The sequence below is a fragment of the Terrimonas sp. genome (assembly GCF_003075435.1).
In the GTDB taxonomy this organism is placed as follows: Bacteria; Bacteroidota; Bacteroidia; order Chitinophagales; family Chitinophagaceae; genus Agriterribacter.
In genome coordinates this window covers 75,694-94,630 of record NZ_QCZJ01000020.1, presented here as the reverse complement: position 1 = coordinate 94,630, position 18,937 = coordinate 75,694, and the positions used below count along the sequence as shown (strand labels likewise).

Annotated in this window: 12 protein-coding genes; 5 read left to right on the top strand and 7 right to left on the bottom strand. The window is 39.5% G+C overall.

Annotation, left to right across the window (positions count from 1 at the left end; all coding sequences use genetic code 11):
- Positions 1-48: 48 nt before the first annotated feature.
- From DC498_RS19045 to DC498_RS19020, 5 genes are all read right to left on the bottom strand, one after another.
- Entirely contained in the window at positions 49-774 is a 726-nt protein-coding gene (locus DC498_RS19045; protein ID WP_165813898.1) for a DUF2490 domain-containing protein, read from the bottom strand.
- 138 nt (positions 775-912) lie between these two features.
- Positions 913-2,307, bottom strand: a complete 1,395-nt coding sequence (locus tag DC498_RS19040) for a serine hydrolase domain-containing protein (protein WP_116875744.1) — start codon at positions 2,305-2,307, stop codon at positions 913-915.
- Between the two features lie 575 nt (positions 2,308-2,882).
- Positions 2,883-3,257, bottom strand: coding sequence for a ribosomal maturation YjgA family protein (locus DC498_RS19030; protein WP_116875742.1), 375 nt, complete (start codon positions 3,255-3,257; stop codon positions 2,883-2,885).
- 192 nt (positions 3,258-3,449) lie between these two features.
- Complete coding sequence (locus DC498_RS19025; RefSeq protein ID WP_116875741.1) at positions 3,450-4,994, bottom strand: alpha-N-arabinofuranosidase; 1,545 nt, start codon at positions 4,992-4,994, stop codon at positions 3,450-3,452.
- 99 nt (positions 4,995-5,093) lie between these two features.
- Positions 5,094-5,417, bottom strand: a complete 324-nt coding sequence (locus DC498_RS19020) for a hypothetical protein (RefSeq protein WP_116875740.1) — start codon at positions 5,415-5,417, stop codon at positions 5,094-5,096.
- 201 nt (positions 5,418-5,618) lie between these two features.
- Here DC498_RS19020 and DC498_RS19015 point away from each other — a divergent pair, with 201 nt between their 5' ends.
- Positions 5,619-6,086, top strand: coding sequence for a hypothetical protein (locus DC498_RS19015; RefSeq protein WP_116875739.1), 468 nt, complete (start codon positions 5,619-5,621; stop codon positions 6,084-6,086).
- A gap of 112 nt (positions 6,087-6,198) precedes the next feature.
- Here the strand turns inward: DC498_RS19015 and DC498_RS19010 are convergent, their stop codons facing one another.
- Both DC498_RS19010 and DC498_RS19005 read right to left on the bottom strand, forming a co-directional pair.
- Positions 6,199-7,629 carry a Gfo/Idh/MocA family protein gene (locus DC498_RS19010; protein WP_116875738.1) on the bottom strand — a complete coding sequence of 477 codons (1,431 nt, stop codon included), beginning with the start codon at positions 7,627-7,629 and terminating at the stop codon, positions 6,199-6,201.
- 350 nt (positions 7,630-7,979) lie between these two features.
- Entirely contained in the window at positions 7,980-11,381 is a 3,402-nt protein-coding gene (locus tag DC498_RS19005; RefSeq protein WP_116875737.1) for a ThuA domain-containing protein, read from the bottom strand.
- A gap of 441 nt (positions 11,382-11,822) precedes the next feature.
- On the opposite strand from DC498_RS19005, the gene DC498_RS19000 reads away from it, so the two are divergent.
- The 4 genes from DC498_RS19000 to DC498_RS18985 all read left to right on the top strand — a co-directional run bounded on the left by DC498_RS19000 (position 11,823) and on the right by DC498_RS18985 (position 18,875).
- The gene (locus DC498_RS19000; protein WP_116875736.1) at positions 11,823-12,386 is read left to right on the top strand and encodes an RNA polymerase sigma-70 factor; all 564 of its coding nucleotides are present in this window, start codon (positions 11,823-11,825) and stop codon (positions 12,384-12,386) included.
- A 71-nt stretch (positions 12,387-12,457) separates the two neighbouring features.
- Positions 12,458-13,615: a FecR family protein gene (locus tag DC498_RS18995; protein ID WP_116875735.1), complete on the top strand. Its 1,158-nt coding sequence runs from the start codon at positions 12,458-12,460 to the stop codon at positions 13,613-13,615.
- Positions 13,616-13,813: 198 nt separating this feature from the next.
- Complete coding sequence (locus DC498_RS18990; protein ID WP_165813897.1) at positions 13,814-17,239, top strand: TonB-dependent receptor; 3,426 nt, start codon at positions 13,814-13,816, stop codon at positions 17,237-17,239.
- A 19-nt stretch (positions 17,240-17,258) separates the two neighbouring features.
- The gene (locus DC498_RS18985) at positions 17,259-18,875 is read left to right on the top strand and encodes a RagB/SusD family nutrient uptake outer membrane protein (RefSeq protein ID WP_116875733.1); all 1,617 of its coding nucleotides are present in this window, start codon (positions 17,259-17,261) and stop codon (positions 18,873-18,875) included.
- Positions 18,876-18,937: the final 62 nt, after the last annotated feature.

Sequence of the window (18,937 nt, the reverse complement as noted above, 5' to 3'; positions counted from 1 at the left end):
CGGTAAGTATATTGGGTAATCAAAGCTACTCTTTAATTTGGTCAAATATTATAGGCGCAGGTATGTTGCCAACTGGAGTATATGATTATTGGTAATCGCATCATTTTTGCCTGAAACATACTGGTTCATATAACCTGTTTCAATATCAAAAGTTTTGCTTACGCGATAACCAACAGATGCATATGCCCGGTTTTGGTCAAAAGTTTTCCCATTAACATTGCGCTTATTGCCAAAGTTCAGAAACACCTCATTCTGCAGGGAGGCGAACATGCCTTTTTCAAACTTTTTTTCACCACTCAACGGCACAATAGTTCTAAAAAAATACCTGAACCTGTTGGCGTATACATAGTTATCTCTTTTCAGATCATTATTTTCTATTACCGGCGTTCCAATAAAGCGTTGCTCCACCCTGAACCTGTGCAATAACGATGTAAAGGCAACCGGATGTGAAACAATAAATTGCTCCCAGATGCGATGTTCAGGCATATACCCGGAAACTTCAGATACCGTTCTGCGATTGCTGATATACCCATAGCCAGCCGTAAGCATTTTATTTTTTGCAATATTATAATTCAGGCCTGGGCGTAACAGTAATGATTGCATATGCTGCCATTGATCATTACTTCTAACCTGTACATCACTGTAAAAACTAAAATTGTTGTTTAGTTTGATTGTATTAAAAGCAGCCAACCAGCCGCTAAACTGGGATTGTGCCATACCGTTCATAACCATGCCCGCTGCCAATACCAGGAACAAAATAATTTTCAAATGCATTTTTAATTTTTGAGTTATAATAGCCATGCTTAATGTAAGCATATGGGTGACGGGCAAAAATAAGTTGCGGCAGATACAAAACATCAAAATAAAAAGTTGGATTTTATAATCCGGGAAATAAAAAAACTTTTATCGCTTTTAAGGTAATGTTGATAATATACCTGCAATCAATTTATTTTCATCAATCTTTTTTAACCCCAGCCTTACAATAACTGTTTGCTTCGAAGGAATGATAAATATGTCCTGCCCACCATACCCGTCAGCATAATACATGTCAGCCGGAACATCGGGAAACTGATGTTTTTTTGCGCTCGGTTTGTCAAAACCATTTAGCCAGAATTGCATACCATATTGTTGAAATAGGTCTGCTTTAGCAGGTTGTGTTGATAAGTATATCCAATTGTTTGGGAGGATCTGCTGACCGTTCCACTTTCCATTATCAAGACAAAACAATCCGAACCTTGCAAAATCACGTGCAGTGGCATAACAATAGGAGGAACCGACATACATACCCGAAGCGTCAGGCTCAAGGGTTGCTGAATACATACCGATTTTATACAGCAATTCCCTGTATGGAAAAGAGGCATAATCTTCATTTCCTACTACTTTCTTTATGATACCACTTAAAATATTGGTATTACCGCTGGAATAATTAAAAACGGTTCCCGGTGTATATTTTAAAGGAAGGCTTTCTGCATAATTTGCCATATTGCCTTTTCTGAAAAGCATATTGGTCGCTTCACTGGGGAATAGATAATTTTCAGCATAAGCCAGCCCTGAAGTTTGCTGCAATAACTGTTTGATGGTGATTGATGCTTTCGGCGTGCCTGTCCATTGCGGTACGGGGGCAGGTGCATCTATATTTAATTTACCTTGTTTTACCAATATGCCAATCAGGCAACCTGTAATGCTTTTGTTGACAGACCATGCAGGCATAACAGTGCTATCTGAAAACCCCGGGGCATATTGTTCTGCAATCAGTTTGCCGTTATGCACAACCACAACTGCTCTTGTAGTGGAACGTTCATCGGAGATGTGCTGCTGCAGCATTTCGTCAAGCTCCTGGTTATTTATGCACGCCGGAATGCTGTCTGCAAGCTTATTTCCCCCGGGCCAATTCATATGATCAATAGCAGGAGCTGGAATATTGAATTGCTGTTTTCGAATATCTGATGCTGAAAAATCATTTATTAAAGTAGCGCCGAGCCCTTTTCTGAATATCGCTTTTTTTTCTGCAAGGCCAAATACATTTACTGATACAGACGAATCTGCATTGTTTATGTTATATGTTGCTAATGAAAATGGAAAACCTGATAGATCTTCTTTAATTACCACTTTGGGATTTCGGTGTTGAAGGTATATGGAAGAACAAAGCGTTTTGGCGCCGAAAGCGCTTATTAATGGGAGTGATGCATAAAAATATCCTGCTATAAAAACGGTAATAAATACCGTGAGCAATAATAAAGCTTTGCGGGAAATTTTTTTAAAACGCATATTGATAAACCAAACCGTCAGCAAAAATAATAACTGCATATTATTTTACCCGGAACACCTAATTAAATTCCTGCATATCAGCTGATATGCAGGAATTTAAGCTATCAACAATAGCCAAGTAAATAATAAATGATCACAAAAACGAGAATAGAACCCAAACAGCCGCCGCCCCATTTGTATGCGCCGTACCCGGCAAGTAAAGTTCTCAGCCAATTTTGCATATGAATAATTTTAATTACCAGTAATAGAAAATTATACCAAAGCAAAATAACCTTATTCTTATGTGATTTTATAATTGATGTAGAAATAATTGCACAATACCAGAATCTGGACGATGAAGCATTATTAAGAGCCAATGCTGCGTGCGCTTTTATAATGAGCAATAATGCAACCGGTAATCAGTACCCCACAACCTCAAACATGTTCAATCGCTAAGCCGCTTTTGGTATTGCTATCCCGTCTTTCTCCATAACAATAGTTATAATAAGCACTACAAGTGGCTTAAGCAGAACGAACCTATAAATGTAATAAATATGAAAAGTGCTGGCTTTTGCTTTCATACCTGCCACTTTTCTTTAAAAGCATAAAATAACACTTAAAGCAGCATGCTGATTTTATTTTAATTTTTCGAAAGCCAGTACGATAATAATGCCGGCAACATAGGAAACAATATCCCACCATGAAAATGATGTGCCTATAATAACGCTCGCCCATACAGAATGTTCGAGTCCAAGTTTATGCACTATTTTGAAGTATTGAAGTGTTTCAACAAGGCAGGCAAATATTAAAACCGCTACTGCTGTTATAAATACAGGAGTATTAAAGAACGATCTAACAAAACAATAAATAAGTACCACTACCAATACATCGCCTATATAGGATCGCAGTACAGAATTATGTGAATATAATGCGATCAGCACTTCTGTAATAAATAATAAGATGAACAATGTGAAATAACCCAGGTTAAATCTCAGTGTGCTTTTTTGCATAAAAATATTAAAATACAATATAAGCCTGTATAACGATTGGCTGATGTTCAATATTTGAACACAATACAAATATTCACAAGGTTGACTGAAGCAGTACAATGAAGATTTTTCTACCAGGAAATCTTCAGCCTGGTAGAAAAATTTCTTTATTACAGTCTTTTTTGAAATGAATACAAGGAAATTTTAAGTATGCTATTTTTCCACTGTTAACATAATTACCGAATATGCAGGAATATTAAGTTTCAGCACGCCCTTGTCTAACTTTGCACCGGTAAAGCTTTTGGGCGCTACTTTATTGGGTTGCTCAAAAGTATTATGATCGTTTATCTTGGGAGACGACAATAGCTGCCCCGATACTTTTGAAAAATTTTCTCCCCGCAGATTGATCGTTACCTCATGTGCCTTGCTATAGTCAATATTCGTTAAAGAAATATTTATTTTTCCTGCAGCATCTTTTGACGCTGATGCCGATACTGCCGTAAGCTTTTTTCCCTGGAATTCATATTGAGGCGCGTCAATCATTATAGGTATTAATGTAGCATCCTGGTGCACGTTATACATTTTCATAACGTGGTAAGTAGGTGTAAGGATCATTTTTTCTTCATTGGTAAGAATAACTGCCTGCAGTACATTCACAATCTGGGCCAGGTTAGCGCCACGTACACGGTCAGCATGATTGTTGAAAACGTTCAGGGTAAGCCCGGCGATCATCGCGTCACGCATGGTGTTTTGCTGGTATAAAAATCCCGGGTTAGTACCATCTTCCACATTATACCATCCGCCCCATTCATCAACGATCAGGTCAACTTTTTTCTGAGGATCATATTTATCCATTATGGTGCTGTGTTTCGCAACAAACTCTTCCATTTTCCACGCTTCTTCCATTGTTTTAAAATATTGCGCTTCGGTAAAATTTACTGAAGGTCCTTTATCCTGCCAGCTTAATACAGAATAGTGATGCAATGCAACACCAGCCAGCATATGGTGAGGAATATTTTTCATCAGCGTTTCCGTCCATGCATAATCACCATCGCTGGCGCCGGACGCAATCTTATAGAGTTTTGCATCTTTGCTCCAGTCGTTCATAAAAGTTGCATACTGGCGGTATACGTTGGCATAATATTCAGCCGTCATATTACCGCCGCAGCCCCAGGCTTCATTGCCTACGCCCCACATTTTTACATTCCAGGGTTTTTCCCGTCCATTTTGTTTGCGCAGATCAGCCATCGGGCTACCCCCGGGATGATTTACATACGACACCCAATCTGACAGATCTTTTACCGTACCACTGCCTACATTGCCTGCGAGATAAGGTTCCGCTCCGATACGTTCGCACAGGTCAAGAAAATCATGTGTGCCAAAGCTGTTGTCTTCTTTTGCACCGCCCCACCAAACATTGATCATGCTGGGTCTTTTTTCTTTTGGGCCAATGCCATCTTTCCATTGATATGCATCTGCAAAGCAGCCGCCGGGCCAACGCAGGTTTGGAATTTTTAAATCTTTTAAAGCCTGTATAATATCATTTCTAATGCCGGCAGTATGGGGTATTTTAGTATTCTTCTCACCTACATATATGCCCCCGTAAATACAATGCCCAAGGTGTTCCGCAAAATGTCCATAAATATGTTTGCTGATTTTTGTTTTTCCAAGATCAGTATTAAGCGTGATCTTTGTTTGAGCACACATAGCCGTTGCAACAACGCAGCCTATAAAAAAAGTAAGCAGTTTTCTTTTCATATTATCATTTATTAATAGCGTTTTTTTAAGAGCAATAGTGAATAGACCGCAGGCAATTATTGGGCTATCTCATTAAGTGTGTAAACTTTTAATCGGGTTTTATAAAGACTTGTATAAATTAAAAATCCTGCTAAAAAAGTTTGCCGGTTGCGGGGCATTGCGTTCACTACATAACATAGCTTTAATTTCTTCTACTGTTTCTGCACTGTCGCAATTTTCATTCATCCTTTTATAAATATCATTTATATATACTTCGGCAGCCAATCCCCTGTCTGCAAGTTTCAAATCCTGTATCAATCCATCAATCATGCCCCAGTCTTTATCTTCCATTATTGTCTTCTCCTTTTTTCTTCCGGATCTTGCCCAACTGTCAATATTGCCATCATATTTTTTATAGATTTTTAATTTTTCCTGTGTAATCATAATAATAAATGAGTTTGATTAATAGCCCAAAATCCTGGACAAAAAATGCGATTATATTCAGACCCCTGTGGTTATAAAAACTTAACATAGTTGGGTAAATAAATATACGTAATATACAGAGAGCCTTTTAACAAAACTTCTATATAATAAACCCTAATTTGCAACCGTTTAAGCCTTGCCTCTTTATCAAAGGAACAAATAATGAAAAAACTTTTACTCTGCATATTACTGTTTAACGCCGGGTACGCACTGGCGCAGAATAAGCCTTCAGTTAAGCCCGGCGCGAAAGCAAAAACGGTAATCCCTAAAATCACGATGTCTATAGGAGGATTGAAAGGCGGAGATATTAGCCCTGAAACATTGGCTAAAATTGTTGACTCGGCACTTGTGGCAAAGGATGAAAATGCAAACACCTATTCAATAATACGCTTCAGGTTGTTTTATAAATTTAAAAGCACCTACCAGGATGAAGATTCCGGTCAAAAAAAATCTTCTGATGACATGCGTACCAGTGATTTTACCAATACCTCCATTTTACCTCAGTTGTGGCGGGAAAGCATAAAGGATAATATTAAAAAAGGAGATGAAATGATTCTCGATAATATTATTGTTGTGCTTAAGAATGGGAGCAAGATAATGGCGCCAAAGATTATATTTAAGGTAATATAAGTAAGGTTCAAGGTTTATGGTTTGAAGTTTTAAAAGACACAAACTTCAAACATCTCTTCAATTCTTAGCCCCGATCTCAAATCTAAAATTTCAAATCTAAGATTATTTGCTTCTACAACTTCCACGGGGCCCTGTATTCTCTCTTTACAAATTGATTAGCCGGTTCAAAATTCGTGATCTTCATGTTCTCACCATCCCACAATAATTGTTTTCTGCCGTTAAATTTTTTATTGCCTTTTGCATCTGTTTCAAAATGATTATAACTATGTACGGCAAGATTACCCATCAATACTGTTTCGGTTAATGGTCCTGATTTATCGAAGGAAGAGCTGGTATATGCGCCATAACCTTTTTTGCATGCTTTTACCCATTGCTGCTGGTGACCTTCGGTGCCTCCTTCAACAAATTCATATTTTGACGATGGTAAATTCGTTTCCTTCATCAGGCGGGTAGGCAATAACGTTGGATTACGACCGAAAAGCCCAGCCATTATCTTTCCTTTCGTTCCCTCAAAAATTATTCCGCCGTCTTCTTCACCCATTTCTTCATCAGGCAATAATTCAACAGGGCGTTTTGGGCGGATGCCGCCATCGTACCAGATCATCTCTACTGCCGGCATTCCTTCCCGTGCAGGAAACTGAATATGTGTTTTTGCAGAAGGCGGATAGCTATCCGGATATATTGCTTCCTGGAAGAAACCTGTATATACTGAGCCTACACTTGTTTCAACTGCCACAGGATATTTTAATTTTAGGGCACGATAAGGCACATCAATAAAATGGCATCCCATATCACCCAGCGAACCTGTACCCCAATCAACCCAGCCTCTCCATATTGCGGGCAGATAACCCGGGTTGAAATCTCTTTTGGGCGCTGTGCCTAACCACAGATCCCAATCTAGTTCTTTTGGAATTGCAAAATTACCTTTGGGTGTAGGTATGCCCTGCGGCCACGTTGGTCTGTTGGTCCATACATGTACGGTATGTACATCGCCGATCAATCCTCCCTGCACCCATGTTTCAATTCTTCTTGTATCATCGCCGCTGCTTCCCTGGTTGCCCATTTGTGTAACTACTTTGTATTTTTCAGCGGCCTGCGTAAGCATACGGGCTTCATATATGCCATGTGTGAGCGGCTTTTCGCAATATACATGCTTACCCAACTGCATGGCAGCCATTGCCATTACTGCATGCATATGATCGGGCGTTGTAATAATCACCGCGTCGATATGCTTATTTTCCTTTTCAAACATCTGCCTGAAGTCTTTGTAATAGGGAGCTTTTGGCCATTTCTTTCTTCCATTTACTGCCTGTCGGTCATCTACATCGCAAAGTGCTACAATATTGTCAGAGCCTTTATTATATGCATACGGAAGATTTACTTCAGCTTTGCCGCCCACGCCAATACCGGCAATGTTAAGCTTATCACTCGGCGCGATATAACCCTTGCCTAATACATGTCTTGGTACTATAAAAAATCCGGTAGCAGATAATGAAGCGTCACGGATAAATTTTCGACGGGAGTTGTGATTAATGGCAGGCATAAAATAATACTTTATATGTGCTGTAAAAGTAACGATTTGTTAAAGCAAAAAGGGCAGGTGTTTTTCAGTATTTCATGTTCAGCGCAATTTTATGCAGATGCCTCGTGCCCCGGCATGACAAGCTTTGGAATGTATGTTGAACAATAGTACAATTGTTCAACGATTGTATTAAAGCTGAACACTGCACCGCGGCCTGTCATGCAGAGGCACGAGGCTTCTACTGTAGCAGCAGTGTCTACATCTAAAAAATTGAAACACGCTCAAAAGACCAGTTTCAAGAATGAGTTTTAAGGCAATCACCTGCCTGTAGTAGTAGTATTGTAGTATACTTTCAGGTGATCGCTCGGTTTTTATTTAGAGAACAATTCCAGCAATGTAATCCCAACCGTAGATCTTTCATTGTTATCTGCCGGACGGGTTATGATATACAGGTTCTGCTTGTTAGTATCTGCTATTTTATCAAAAGCAAATTTCAGCAATGTTCTCTGTGGCTTATTTTCTTCTCCGGCAGCAGCTGGCAATGTTGTTTCAGCCAGCTTTTTACCATCAGGCGCATTTAAGCGAAGCTCAATAATATAAGCGCCTTTACGGGGTCCCATTGAACCAACAGCCAGTTCAGCGCCGTTTACACCCTGCAGGTCAATGCTGTCTATACTGAACCAGCCCTGCGCCGCAGGTAACATCATTATCTGTGCGCCGCCATAACTCATTTTGGTAAACTGGTCCATATTTTTCACATCTTCAAAAGTTATTTTGCTGCTTTGCAAAACTGTGCCTGATGAACCTAATAATGGTTTTACAGCATCACCGCCTTTATCTGTATATGTTGCTGAAATAAGTAATGCTTCATGCTCTTTCGTTTCCTTAACAGGAATTGTTCCTGAAGGTGGCAAAGATTTTTTAGCGCCGTTTTGATCTGCAAGAGATAATATCCAATGAACAATCTGTTTGGCATCAGGGTCACTTAAATCAGGATGCGCTGCCATAGACACTTCGCCCCAAACACCGCCACCGCCTTTTATAATTTTTCCTACGAGGTAATCTGTTGCTTTAGAATCTTTCACATACTTTTTCGCAACATCTGTAAAGGAAGGTCCAATAGATTTTTCATCTATCTTATGGCAACTCTTGCAATCAAGCGAAAGCATCAGGTTTTTACCACTTGCTGCGGCAATTACGCTTTGATGTCCCTGTGGCAATGCCGCCTTATCTTTTCCCTGCATAAAATCTGCAGAAATATATAAGTTGGATGCATCAAGCGATGCGCCGTCTTCTTTGTCATTCACCGCAACTGTATATAAAACCGGTTTGCCTGCGAAATAGAAGGACTGGTTACCGTTTACTGCCACAGCAACTTCAGGAGCTGTATTACCGGCATAAACATTCACCGCGTCACTCTTTGCAGATGCGCCTTTATCGTCCTTAACTTCTACGCTGATATTATAATCACCTGCTTTGTCAAAGCTAAGATCAGCATCAGGTGTTTTTGTTTCTTTCGTTTGTCCGCTACCGGTAGTCCATATATAAGTCAACGCATCTTTTTCAGGATCTTTTGCATCAACTGTCACCTTTACTGTTAATGGTAAGCTGCCGGAAGTTTTATCAACAGTAATTTTTTCAATTTTAGGAGCCCTGTTACCCGCATTATAGTCTATGCGATTTAGCCCTGCATCATCGTTTTTGGCAAACCATCCTGTTCCATATTCAAGCACATATAATTTACCATCAGGGCCTACTTCCATATCAATAGCATTATGCCATTTTGTATGCTCCATAAATGGTTCCATCATATCAAAATCTCCATTGGGCAACATGGTTACAACTTTTACCCATCCTCTTATCCAGTCGTAAATAAACAGTTTTCCATTGTAATAGTCGGGCAGTCTTGTTTCTTTGGGCCACATATCAGTATAATATACCGGGCCTGCCATGGCATTACGTCCTCCTGTACCTACTTGTGGAAATTCTGTTGAGGCGGCATAAGGGTACCAGATGAATGCCGGCGCCACCGCAGGTAATTCACGTAAGCCTGTATTATTTCTTGACTCGTTTACAGGTTTTTCCGGATCAAAAGCTTCACCAGATTTACCGGTTGCATAATCGTAGCGATTATATGGGTAATTATTGCCAACAAATAAAGGCCATCCAAAATAACCTGCTTTGCGTGCCTGGTTTAATTCATCATAACCACGGGGTCCGCGTACGCCAATGCTATCGGCATTTGCGTCAGGTCCAACTTCACCCCAATATAAAAAACTATTTTTTTGATCAACCGATATGCGATATGGGTTCCGGTGTCCCATTGTATAAATCTCTGGTCTGGTTTTTTCTGTTCCTTTTGGAAATAAATTTCCCTCAGGAATTTCATAGGTACCATCCTCATTTACACGGATACGTAAAATTTTACCTCTCAGGTCATTGGTATTACTGGAGCTCCTGCGTCCGTCATATTGTTCATGACCCGGACGATCGTCTAATGGACCAAAGCTTTTGCTGGTATAAGTTTGATTGGGTTCATTAAATGGTGTAGTATTATCGCCTGCGGATACATATAACAAACCATCAGGGCCAAACGCAATAGAGCCACCTGTATGACAGCAAATTTCACGTTGCTCATAAAACTGGAGGATCACCTGCTCTGTTTTATTATCGATGGTATCGTTCTCAAACTTAAAACGAGATAAACGGTTTACCGAAGTATCAATCGGGCTGTACATCATATATACCCAATGATTTTTTTCGAAGTTGGGATCTTTGGCAAGTCCTAATAAACCTTCTTCAGAATTAGCCTTACCGTCTTTGGTTTTACTGTATACATTTAAGAAACCTACCTGTTTTAATGTTTTGGTTTCATTGCTGTATTTCATGATCTCGCCACGGCGCTGGGTAATAAGAATATCAAGGTTGGGCAGAACAGTTAATTCGGTGGGTTCAAAAAACTGTCCCTGTACTAAGGGCACTTTTGTAAACCTGTCTTCATCCGGCGGGTACTGTGCTTTTGCTTTGCTGTAATCAAGCTCTTTATTATCGCCAATGGCATATTGAATACCGCCAAGTATATGCTGCAGGTATAAAGGATCCGCATATGATTCATCTGTATGCCCCATCTCTGTATAAAAAGCCCTTCCTCCATCATAGTCGTGGTACCATGCCATAGGGTGATTATCGCCATTCTTTCCACCTTCGTAGCTTTTTTCATCAATACTTATCAATACATGAACATCATTGTTCAGCTTCTTAAAATTGTACCATTCATCTTTTCTTGTCCATACATCAGGTAGGTGTTTGGTGGAGATATGAGATTTGTCTTTTACAAGAAGTTTTGCTTCCTGCTGTTGCGGGTGGCTGAGAAAGTAAGCACCAACCAGCCTGTTATACCAGCCCCAGTCGTACTCCGCATCAGTAGCGGCATGAATGCCCATATAGCCGCCGCCGGATTGTATATATCGCTGTAATGCAACTCTTTCATTAGTATTAAAAAGTGCGCCGGTAGTATTCAGGAAAATAATGGCAGAATACTTCTTCAATGTATCTTCTTCAAACATTGCCGAATTGGTTGTTGTATCAATATCAAAGCCATTTTCTTTTCCCAGCTTTTCAATAGCAGGTATTGCTTTGGCTATCGATTCGTGATGAAACCCGGCTGTTTTTGCAAATACCAGTACTTTAGGCGTGCCGCTTCTTTTATTATTACAGGAGAAAATAAGTGCGATACAAATTAATGAGAACAGGAGGGATGATATTTTTTTCATTTGTGGAATCGTTATACCGTTTAAAACAAGATCGTAAATGTAAGGGCATTTCCGGTAAAATAGCATGAGTCTGGAAATAATTTAGTTATTAATAGTCGCCCTCAAACCTTTTTTCTCAGTTAATATCAATCCTAAGTTACTAACTAAGTGTAGGCCTTGCCCAATTAAGGTATATTAAGTGCTGTTTAAAACGCTACTACATATCATATTGGATATAACCTTGATATTGAATAATAACGCATACGATTGCGCAATTTTTTTTGATAAATAATTTACTTTACTAATAAAATTATTTGAGTTTTACATCATGGATGAGCTCGATTTATGAATGTTTCTTCCTGATGCAGAATGGTTTTTTCATATGACTGGCTTATTGTGAAACCTTGTATTATACATTACTTGTTGCGTACTTTTAAGCAATGAATATTTGAAAAGCGAAAGATGCCTGATTACCCCAACTATACTGATCCTGATCTGGTCAAATTATTAAATGGTGGCGATGAAAAAGCGTTTACCGAAATATATAACCGGTATTGGGATAAGTTATTTACTACCGCCGTTAACAGGTTGGGAGAAGTACAGGAAGCAAGAGAAATTGTGCAGAATATTTTTTTCAAGCTTTGGAAGAGAAGAACAAAAGTTGAAATAGCACAAACACTTTCCGTATACCTTGCAGCAGCGGTTAAATATGAGGTATTGAATTTATTGGCGGCTAAAAACAGACATCGCATATACCAGAATCATATACAACATGTTCAAAGCGATATATCTGACGAAACGCTTCAACAACTATCGTTTAGTGAACTCCGGAAGGAATTGGAAAGCATTGTGAAAGATTTGCCCGAAAAATGCAGGCTGGTTTACAAACTAAGCCGCGAAGCCGGCTATACAAACAATGAAATAGCCCGGGTTATGCATATTTCCGAAAAAACGGTGGAGGCTCATCTTTCAAAAGCATTGCGCAGGTTAAGGAACTCACTCGGATTTTTTATCCATTTCCTGTAATCAGAAAAATTTTTTATGGTTGAGTAAGGGTAATTGACTTTATCATTGGCTTATAGTAAAATAACCGCTTTATGCCCGATAAATCATATACTCAAGAGATGCTTATTCTGGCAGATAAATGGTTGCACGGAACGATTACCGAAGAAGAAAAAAAAGTTTTTACAGAATGGTACAATGGATTTGATGATTCATTTCCGCTCAACGATATCGAGGTACCACTGGCCCTGAAGCAGGAAATGTTTGCTTCGATACAACAGAAAAAAGACGAAAGCAGGATAAAAAGAGCTCACTTTTTTCCGTTCCGGAAAATGGGATGGGCTGCAGCAGTAATAATTATGTTGTGTTGTGCTGCGGGGTTATGGATATATAATAAACCGGACAGGAGTTTTACACAACAAACTATTCAAAAATCTTTGCCAGAAACTGATATTGCCCCGGGAACCAATAAAGCTACACTCACATTGGCAGACGGTTCAATTATTTCACTTGATGAAGCAAAGAAGGGTAGCCTTGCCAAACAGGGAAACACGGCAATTGTGAAATTAGACAGCGGGCAGCTTGCTTACCATGTAAAGGGCGCCATAAAAGAGATCAGCTATAATACATTAACAACACCACGTGGCGGGCAATTTCATCTCACCCTGCCCGATGGCTCGGAAGTATGGCTGAATGCTGCATCCTCTATCCGGTTTCCTACGGCTTTTGAAGGAAAACAAAGGAAAGTATCAATTACAGGCGAAGCATATTTTGAGATTAAGCCCGATAAATCAATGCCTTTTATTGTACAAGTAAATGAACATACTTCTGTAGAGGTGCTGGGAACACATTTTAATATCAACTCCTATTCGGATGAACCAAGCATTAAAACAACACTTATTGAAGGCCTGGTTAAGGTTAATAGTTTAGACAGGCATGAATTTATTACACCGGGCCAACAAATTCAATTAAATGAAAACAATACGATAAGGCTGATCAAACAGGCTGATATAGAAGAAGCATTAGCTTGGAAAAATGGTGTATTTCAATTTCGCGAGGCAGATTTGCCATCTGTATTAAGACAACTAAGCCGGTGGTATGATGTTGATGTTCAATATGAAAAAGATATTCCGGAACGGGTGTTTGAAGGAGAAATGCAAAGGGATCTCAGCTTATTGCAGGTATTAAAAATATTGGAAAAAAATAAAGTGAGGTTTGAAATAAAAGGCAAAATATTAATCGTAAAAAAATAAAAACAGGCTTAAAACAGAACCATCCCGCTGGCGGGCAGGATGGCAGATGTTGAAGGTCAAAGGATCAGGAAACTGAGCCATAACAAATAAGTCGTGGAAGACTATTTATCATTTATTAACCTAAAACCATACAAAAGTATGTTATTAAATGCTTTGTGCCCCGATAAGTCACCGGGGCTTACCAAAACACTGCGTGTTATGAAATTAACTACAGCCATCATGTTCTGCTTTTGTCTTAGTGCTGCTGCAGAAGGGTTTTCTCAAACGATTACATACACCGGAAAAAATCTTAGTTTAAAACAGATTTTTACTATTGTAAAAAAACAAACCGGCTATGTATTTTTTTATGATGCTATTTTATTACGCAAATCAAAACCGGTAACTATCAGTGCTCAAAATGTTCCGGTAGAACAGTTTCTTGAGCGAGCTTTTAAAGAGCAGCCACTTGATTATATTATAGAAAAACAAACGGTTACAGTGGTGGAAAAACCAACTGTAAATACACCCGACCATGCCGCCATGCCGCTGAAAGATGAATTAATTAAAGGAAAAATTACAGATTCAACCGGACAGCCACTCCAGGGAGTTACTGTATTAGTAAAGGGTTCAAAGAAGATAACTACAACAGATTCAGATGGTAACTTTTCCATTGAAGTGCCGGTAAACGGCTCCCTGGTTATAAGCTATATAGGGTTTGAAACAAAAGAAATAAAAACAGGGACAAATGAATTTCTGAATATACAATTAGCACCCGGCAACAGAAATCTTGACGAAGTAGTGGTAGTTGGTTACGGAACGCAAAGTAAGAAAAATGTTACCGGTTCTGTTGCAAGTGTCAAAGCTGAAGATATGAATAAAAGCAGTGCTGCCAACTTTTCTCAAACGCTGCAGGGAAAAGCGCCTGGGGTGCTGGTTACACAGGCAACCGGGCAACCAGGCGCAGGTGTTTCCATCCAGATACGCACAAATCCGTCTAACGCCAATGCCGGTGTGTTGTATGTTATTGATGGTGTTCCTATAAACGATGCAGCAGGTACACCCAGCACAGCCATCAGGTATGGCTCAAGTGGAGTGGATCAATCTCCGTTGAATTTTATCAACCCCAGTGATATAGAATCAATAAGTTTTCTTAAAGACGCGAGTTCCGCTGCCATTTACGGGGCGAGGGCAGGCGCAGGAGTTGTTTTGATCACCACAAAAAAAGGGTCTGAAAGAAAACCTATTATCAGCTATTCAGGAAGTTACGGTATACAGGAGGTTGACCGGCTGTATGATCTTTTGGGTACAAAAGATTATATGGAACAACGCAACCTTATTACCAGAGAAAAGTGGATGTATGACAATAAAATAGGCCCATACTACGGTACAGTTGACGAAAGTAGCGTAGGCACTCCCACTTTACCATATACGCAATCTGAAATAGAGAATGCAGTAGTTCAACCTTCAGCATTTGATGCCATAATCAGAAAAGGATACATTCATCAGCAAAATTTTTCGGTTAGCGGGGGCAGCAAAAACACAAACTATTTTTTATCCGGAAACTATTTTGATCAAAGAGGTATTTTAGTTGGTTCCGGGTTAAGAAGATATAATACAAAGTTATCTATAGACCATAAACTGAGAGAGAATATCAGAATAGGAGCATCAATGATCATGTCAAACATTAAAACCTATAATGTAAATACAGGCGGACTCTATGAAGATGCCGGTATTTTAGTATCGGCTACTTACTGGCCTGCAGATTTGCCATTGCGTGGCGATGATGGAAAAAGTTACCCTCTTAATCCATTATATCAAAACACTCCTAATCCTGCCTCTTATGAAACTGTAACTGATTTTACCAATAGCTCCCGTTCGTTAACTTCCGCGTATGTACAATGGGAAATTATTAAAGGACTCTCTGCAAAGGGTACATTAAATTATGACCAGTCTCAAAACAAAAGGAACAGTTATTACCCAACAACCTTTTTATATGGGAGAAACGTGGACGGAGCTGCTGCAATAAACGTAACACAGGCAAATAGCCTTTCAAGCGAATGGACATTGAATTATACAAGAAGATTTCTGAATAACGAATTAAAAATGGATATACTTGGTGGTTATTCCTATCAAAGAAGCAACTGGGAAGGTGTTGGCGCAGGCAATCAGCAATTTGTATCAGATCTGCTATATTATTATTCATTGGGCAGTGGGCAATCTGTATCCCCTACTGTTAGCTCTTACAAATCGCAGAATACATGGATATCAGGATTTTCCAGGGCTAATTTTATATTCAAAGACAAGTATGTACTCCAGTTATCATTACGTGGTGACGCGGCATCTAACTTTGCAGATAATAAGAAATGGGGATACTTTCCTTCAGTTTCCGGTAGTTGGTTAATTTCTGAAGAAAATTTTATGAACCCGGTTTCTTTTATATCAGAGCTTAAATTAAGAGCCGGCTATGGTGAAACCGGAAACAGTAGTATTGGAGGCGGAGCTTATCCGCTTTATACTTTAAGTGCTTCACCAATATTCGGAACTAACCAACCTTCATCCGGAATATCATTAACCCAGTCCGCCAATTCAAATCTATCCTGGGAAACTGTAGCGGAATTGAATGTGGGTGTAGACTTTGGGCTATTTAAAAACAGGTTATATGGCTCTATTGATGTTTATAGTAAAACAATCAAAGACATGTTAACCCAAATACCTTTGCCAGCCGATAATATCACTTCTTATGTTTGGGGTAATGCGGGTAGTGTAAGAGCCAATGGTTGGGAGCTAAGCCTCTCTTCAAAAAATGTTGCACCCGGGAATAAAAATGGGTTCACCTGGACCACCACCCTGAATTTATCACACTATTACAGCTTTTGGAAAGAAAGAGCCCCCGCAGCATTGTTAAATCTTAAAGGAACACCCTGGATACCCACAACCGGAAAAGATGCTCCATTCAGAGGTGTATATGGATATGAAGCGGAGGGTATATATAAGGAAACATGGAGCAAACAACCGGCATCAATGCCAGGAATGCTTCCCGGCGGTATCATTATTAAAGATATTAACGGATTTGATGCCAATGGCAATTTAACAGGCGAGCCCGATGGCAAGATCAGTGCAGCCGATCAGAAACTGTTATATACCACTGATCCTGAACTTATTTTCGGGTTTGGCAATACGTTCACCTTTAAAGGATTTGATCTGAATATTTTTCTTTCGGGTATGATTCAAAAGGGTTGGGATCCAACTTCAAGTATGGGATCAGCTTCAATGAATGGGCGGTTAGTTTTATACGGCTGGAACGTTCTTAACAGCGTAAAAGACAGGTGGACGTATCTCAATCCGGAAGGCAACTCACCAACTGGATTAACTGATCCTACATACAGCGGATTTCAAAACAACTCAAACTATTACGTTGTAAATTCATCTTTCCTAAGATTCAGGAATATCACCCTGGGGTATTCTCTTCCTGATAATTTATTGGGACAGAAAAAAGTGTTCTCTTCCGTAAGAATTTTTGCAGACCTGCAAAATGTATTTACCATTACTTCTAAAAGGTATAAAGGCATGGATCCCGAGTTAAACCAAAGCAATTACTATCCATTTAGTAAAAGCTATACCATGGGGCTAAATATCACTTTTTAATTTATTAAACTCATTAACAATGAACTTATATAGATATATACAAAAAAAGAAAGGAATTACCTTCCTTATCTTTTTCGCGGTTATGCTTGTATCGTGTAAGAAACAACTGGAATATGTTACATACGGTACCTTTTCTGAAACCTTTCCCGGAAATGCCGCTGAAGCAAATGCTGCTGTTAGTTACAGCTATACGGCTATGGTGCAAAAAACAGTATGGAGCCTTGACTGGAACTATACCCGCGCACAGGATCTGGCAGCAACAGATGAAATGGATTGTAACTGGGGATGGGACCGCTTCAGAAGCTTGAATTTCGATCCTGACTTTACATTGGTTACACAGAACTACACCTTTTTTGTAGCTTTTATTTCACAGATAACGCTTTATATTGATAAAATAGAAAAGCTGAATATGGCTGACGCGGATCTTAAGGCACAATACATAGGTGAACTAAAAGGATTAAGAGGCTATTACGCCAATTTCCTTTACTCACATTTTGGGCCGGTACCCATAAGAGTAAATCCTGAAGAAATAAATAACCCTGATGCTCCCGTGCTGGCACGACCAACTGACGAGGAAATGGTAAATCAGATTGTTTCTGATTTGACTGATGCCATAGCCGTTTTGCCTGATAATTTTACCGGCTCAGATTATGGAAGATTCTCAAAAGCTGCAGCACTTACCTGCCGTATGAAGTTGTACATGCAATTGAAAAGGTGGAATGATGCTATCATTGACGGCGAAACAATTAAAACATTAGGATTTCAATTAATTTCAAACTATAACGACAATTTTGGTCCCCAGGCTAAAGGTGGTAACACGGAAATAATTTTCCCCATTGTTTGTACTCCAACTGCATCATATAATGCAAACATGTGGTTTGCATATGTTATGCCAGGTGATTATCAGAATCCTGACGGAGTGGCAATTACCGCATGGAATGGTTTTAGAATGCCATGGAATACCTATAGAAAATTTGATACGGTAAACGACCAGAGAACACTAAGATTATTACGATATTACCCGGCCAATTCAAGGGGAAATGGCACATGGGTATGGCGCGATGCTTTAACCGGAGATACGGCTACCTCCTTATCAGGAGGAACTGTTACGCCCGCAGGCACACTTTATGGTAATGCCACTATGGTAAACCGGGGAGCATTTGGTGCTCCTTCAAGCTACAGAGGCGCTGTTCCCATGAAATTTGCTATTGACGAATCTGGCGCTAATTCACAAAATATGAATATGGATTTTGTTATTTACAGGTACGCTGATGTTCTGTTGCTATTAGCAGAAGCATATAACAATACAGATCAAACCGGCAAGGCCATCCCGTTAATTGATGAAATAAGAAATCGTGCAGGACTGGCAAATACTTCGGCTATCAGCAAAGTGGATGTACAGGCGGCAATTGAAAATGAAAGGTTATTTGAGTTATATCTTGAAGGCACCAGGCGCGACGATTTGATACGCTGGGGTAAATTTACGCAAAGAGCAGTTGATGATAAGTATAACTTAATTAACCCTAACTGGAGCTCCGGAAGTATTGGTGCGAATAAATACCTGCTATATCCAATACCACGGTCTGTAATATCACAAAGTAATGGTGTGATAACACAAAACCCGGGATACGAATAGATTTTTTGGATTACATAATGCAACAACGCCATCACTTTTTGTAAGGTGGCGTTGTTGTATTT

Coding starts and splice junctions, on each gene's coding strand:
- DC498_RS19045 (WP_165813898.1), bottom strand. CDS start 774: ATGCATTTGAAAATTATTTTGTTCCTGGTATTGGCAGCGGGCATGGTT.
- DC498_RS19040 (WP_116875744.1), bottom strand. CDS start 2,307: ATGCAGTTATTATTTTTGCTGACGGTTTGGTTTATCAATATGCGTTTT.
- DC498_RS19030 (WP_116875742.1), bottom strand. CDS start 3,257: ATGCAAAAAAGCACACTGAGATTTAACCTGGGTTATTTCACATTGTTC.
- DC498_RS19025 (WP_116875741.1), bottom strand. CDS start 4,994: ATGAAAAGAAAACTGCTTACTTTTTTTATAGGCTGCGTTGTTGCAACG.
- DC498_RS19020 (WP_116875740.1), bottom strand. CDS start 5,417: ATGATTACACAGGAAAAATTAAAAATCTATAAAAAATATGATGGCAAT.
- DC498_RS19015 (WP_116875739.1), top strand. CDS start 5,619: ATGAAAAAACTTTTACTCTGCATATTACTGTTTAACGCCGGGTACGCA.
- DC498_RS19010 (WP_116875738.1), bottom strand. CDS start 7,629: ATGCCTGCCATTAATCACAACTCCCGTCGAAAATTTATCCGTGACGCT.
- DC498_RS19005 (WP_116875737.1), bottom strand. CDS start 11,381: ATGAAAAAAATATCATCCCTCCTGTTCTCATTAATTTGTATCGCACTT.
- DC498_RS19000 (WP_116875736.1), top strand. CDS start 11,823: ATGCCTGATTACCCCAACTATACTGATCCTGATCTGGTCAAATTATTA.
- DC498_RS18995 (WP_116875735.1), top strand. CDS start 12,458: ATGCCCGATAAATCATATACTCAAGAGATGCTTATTCTGGCAGATAAA.
- DC498_RS18990 (WP_165813897.1), top strand. CDS start 13,814: ATGAAATTAACTACAGCCATCATGTTCTGCTTTTGTCTTAGTGCTGCT.
- DC498_RS18985 (WP_116875733.1), top strand. CDS start 17,259: ATGAACTTATATAGATATATACAAAAAAAGAAAGGAATTACCTTCCTT.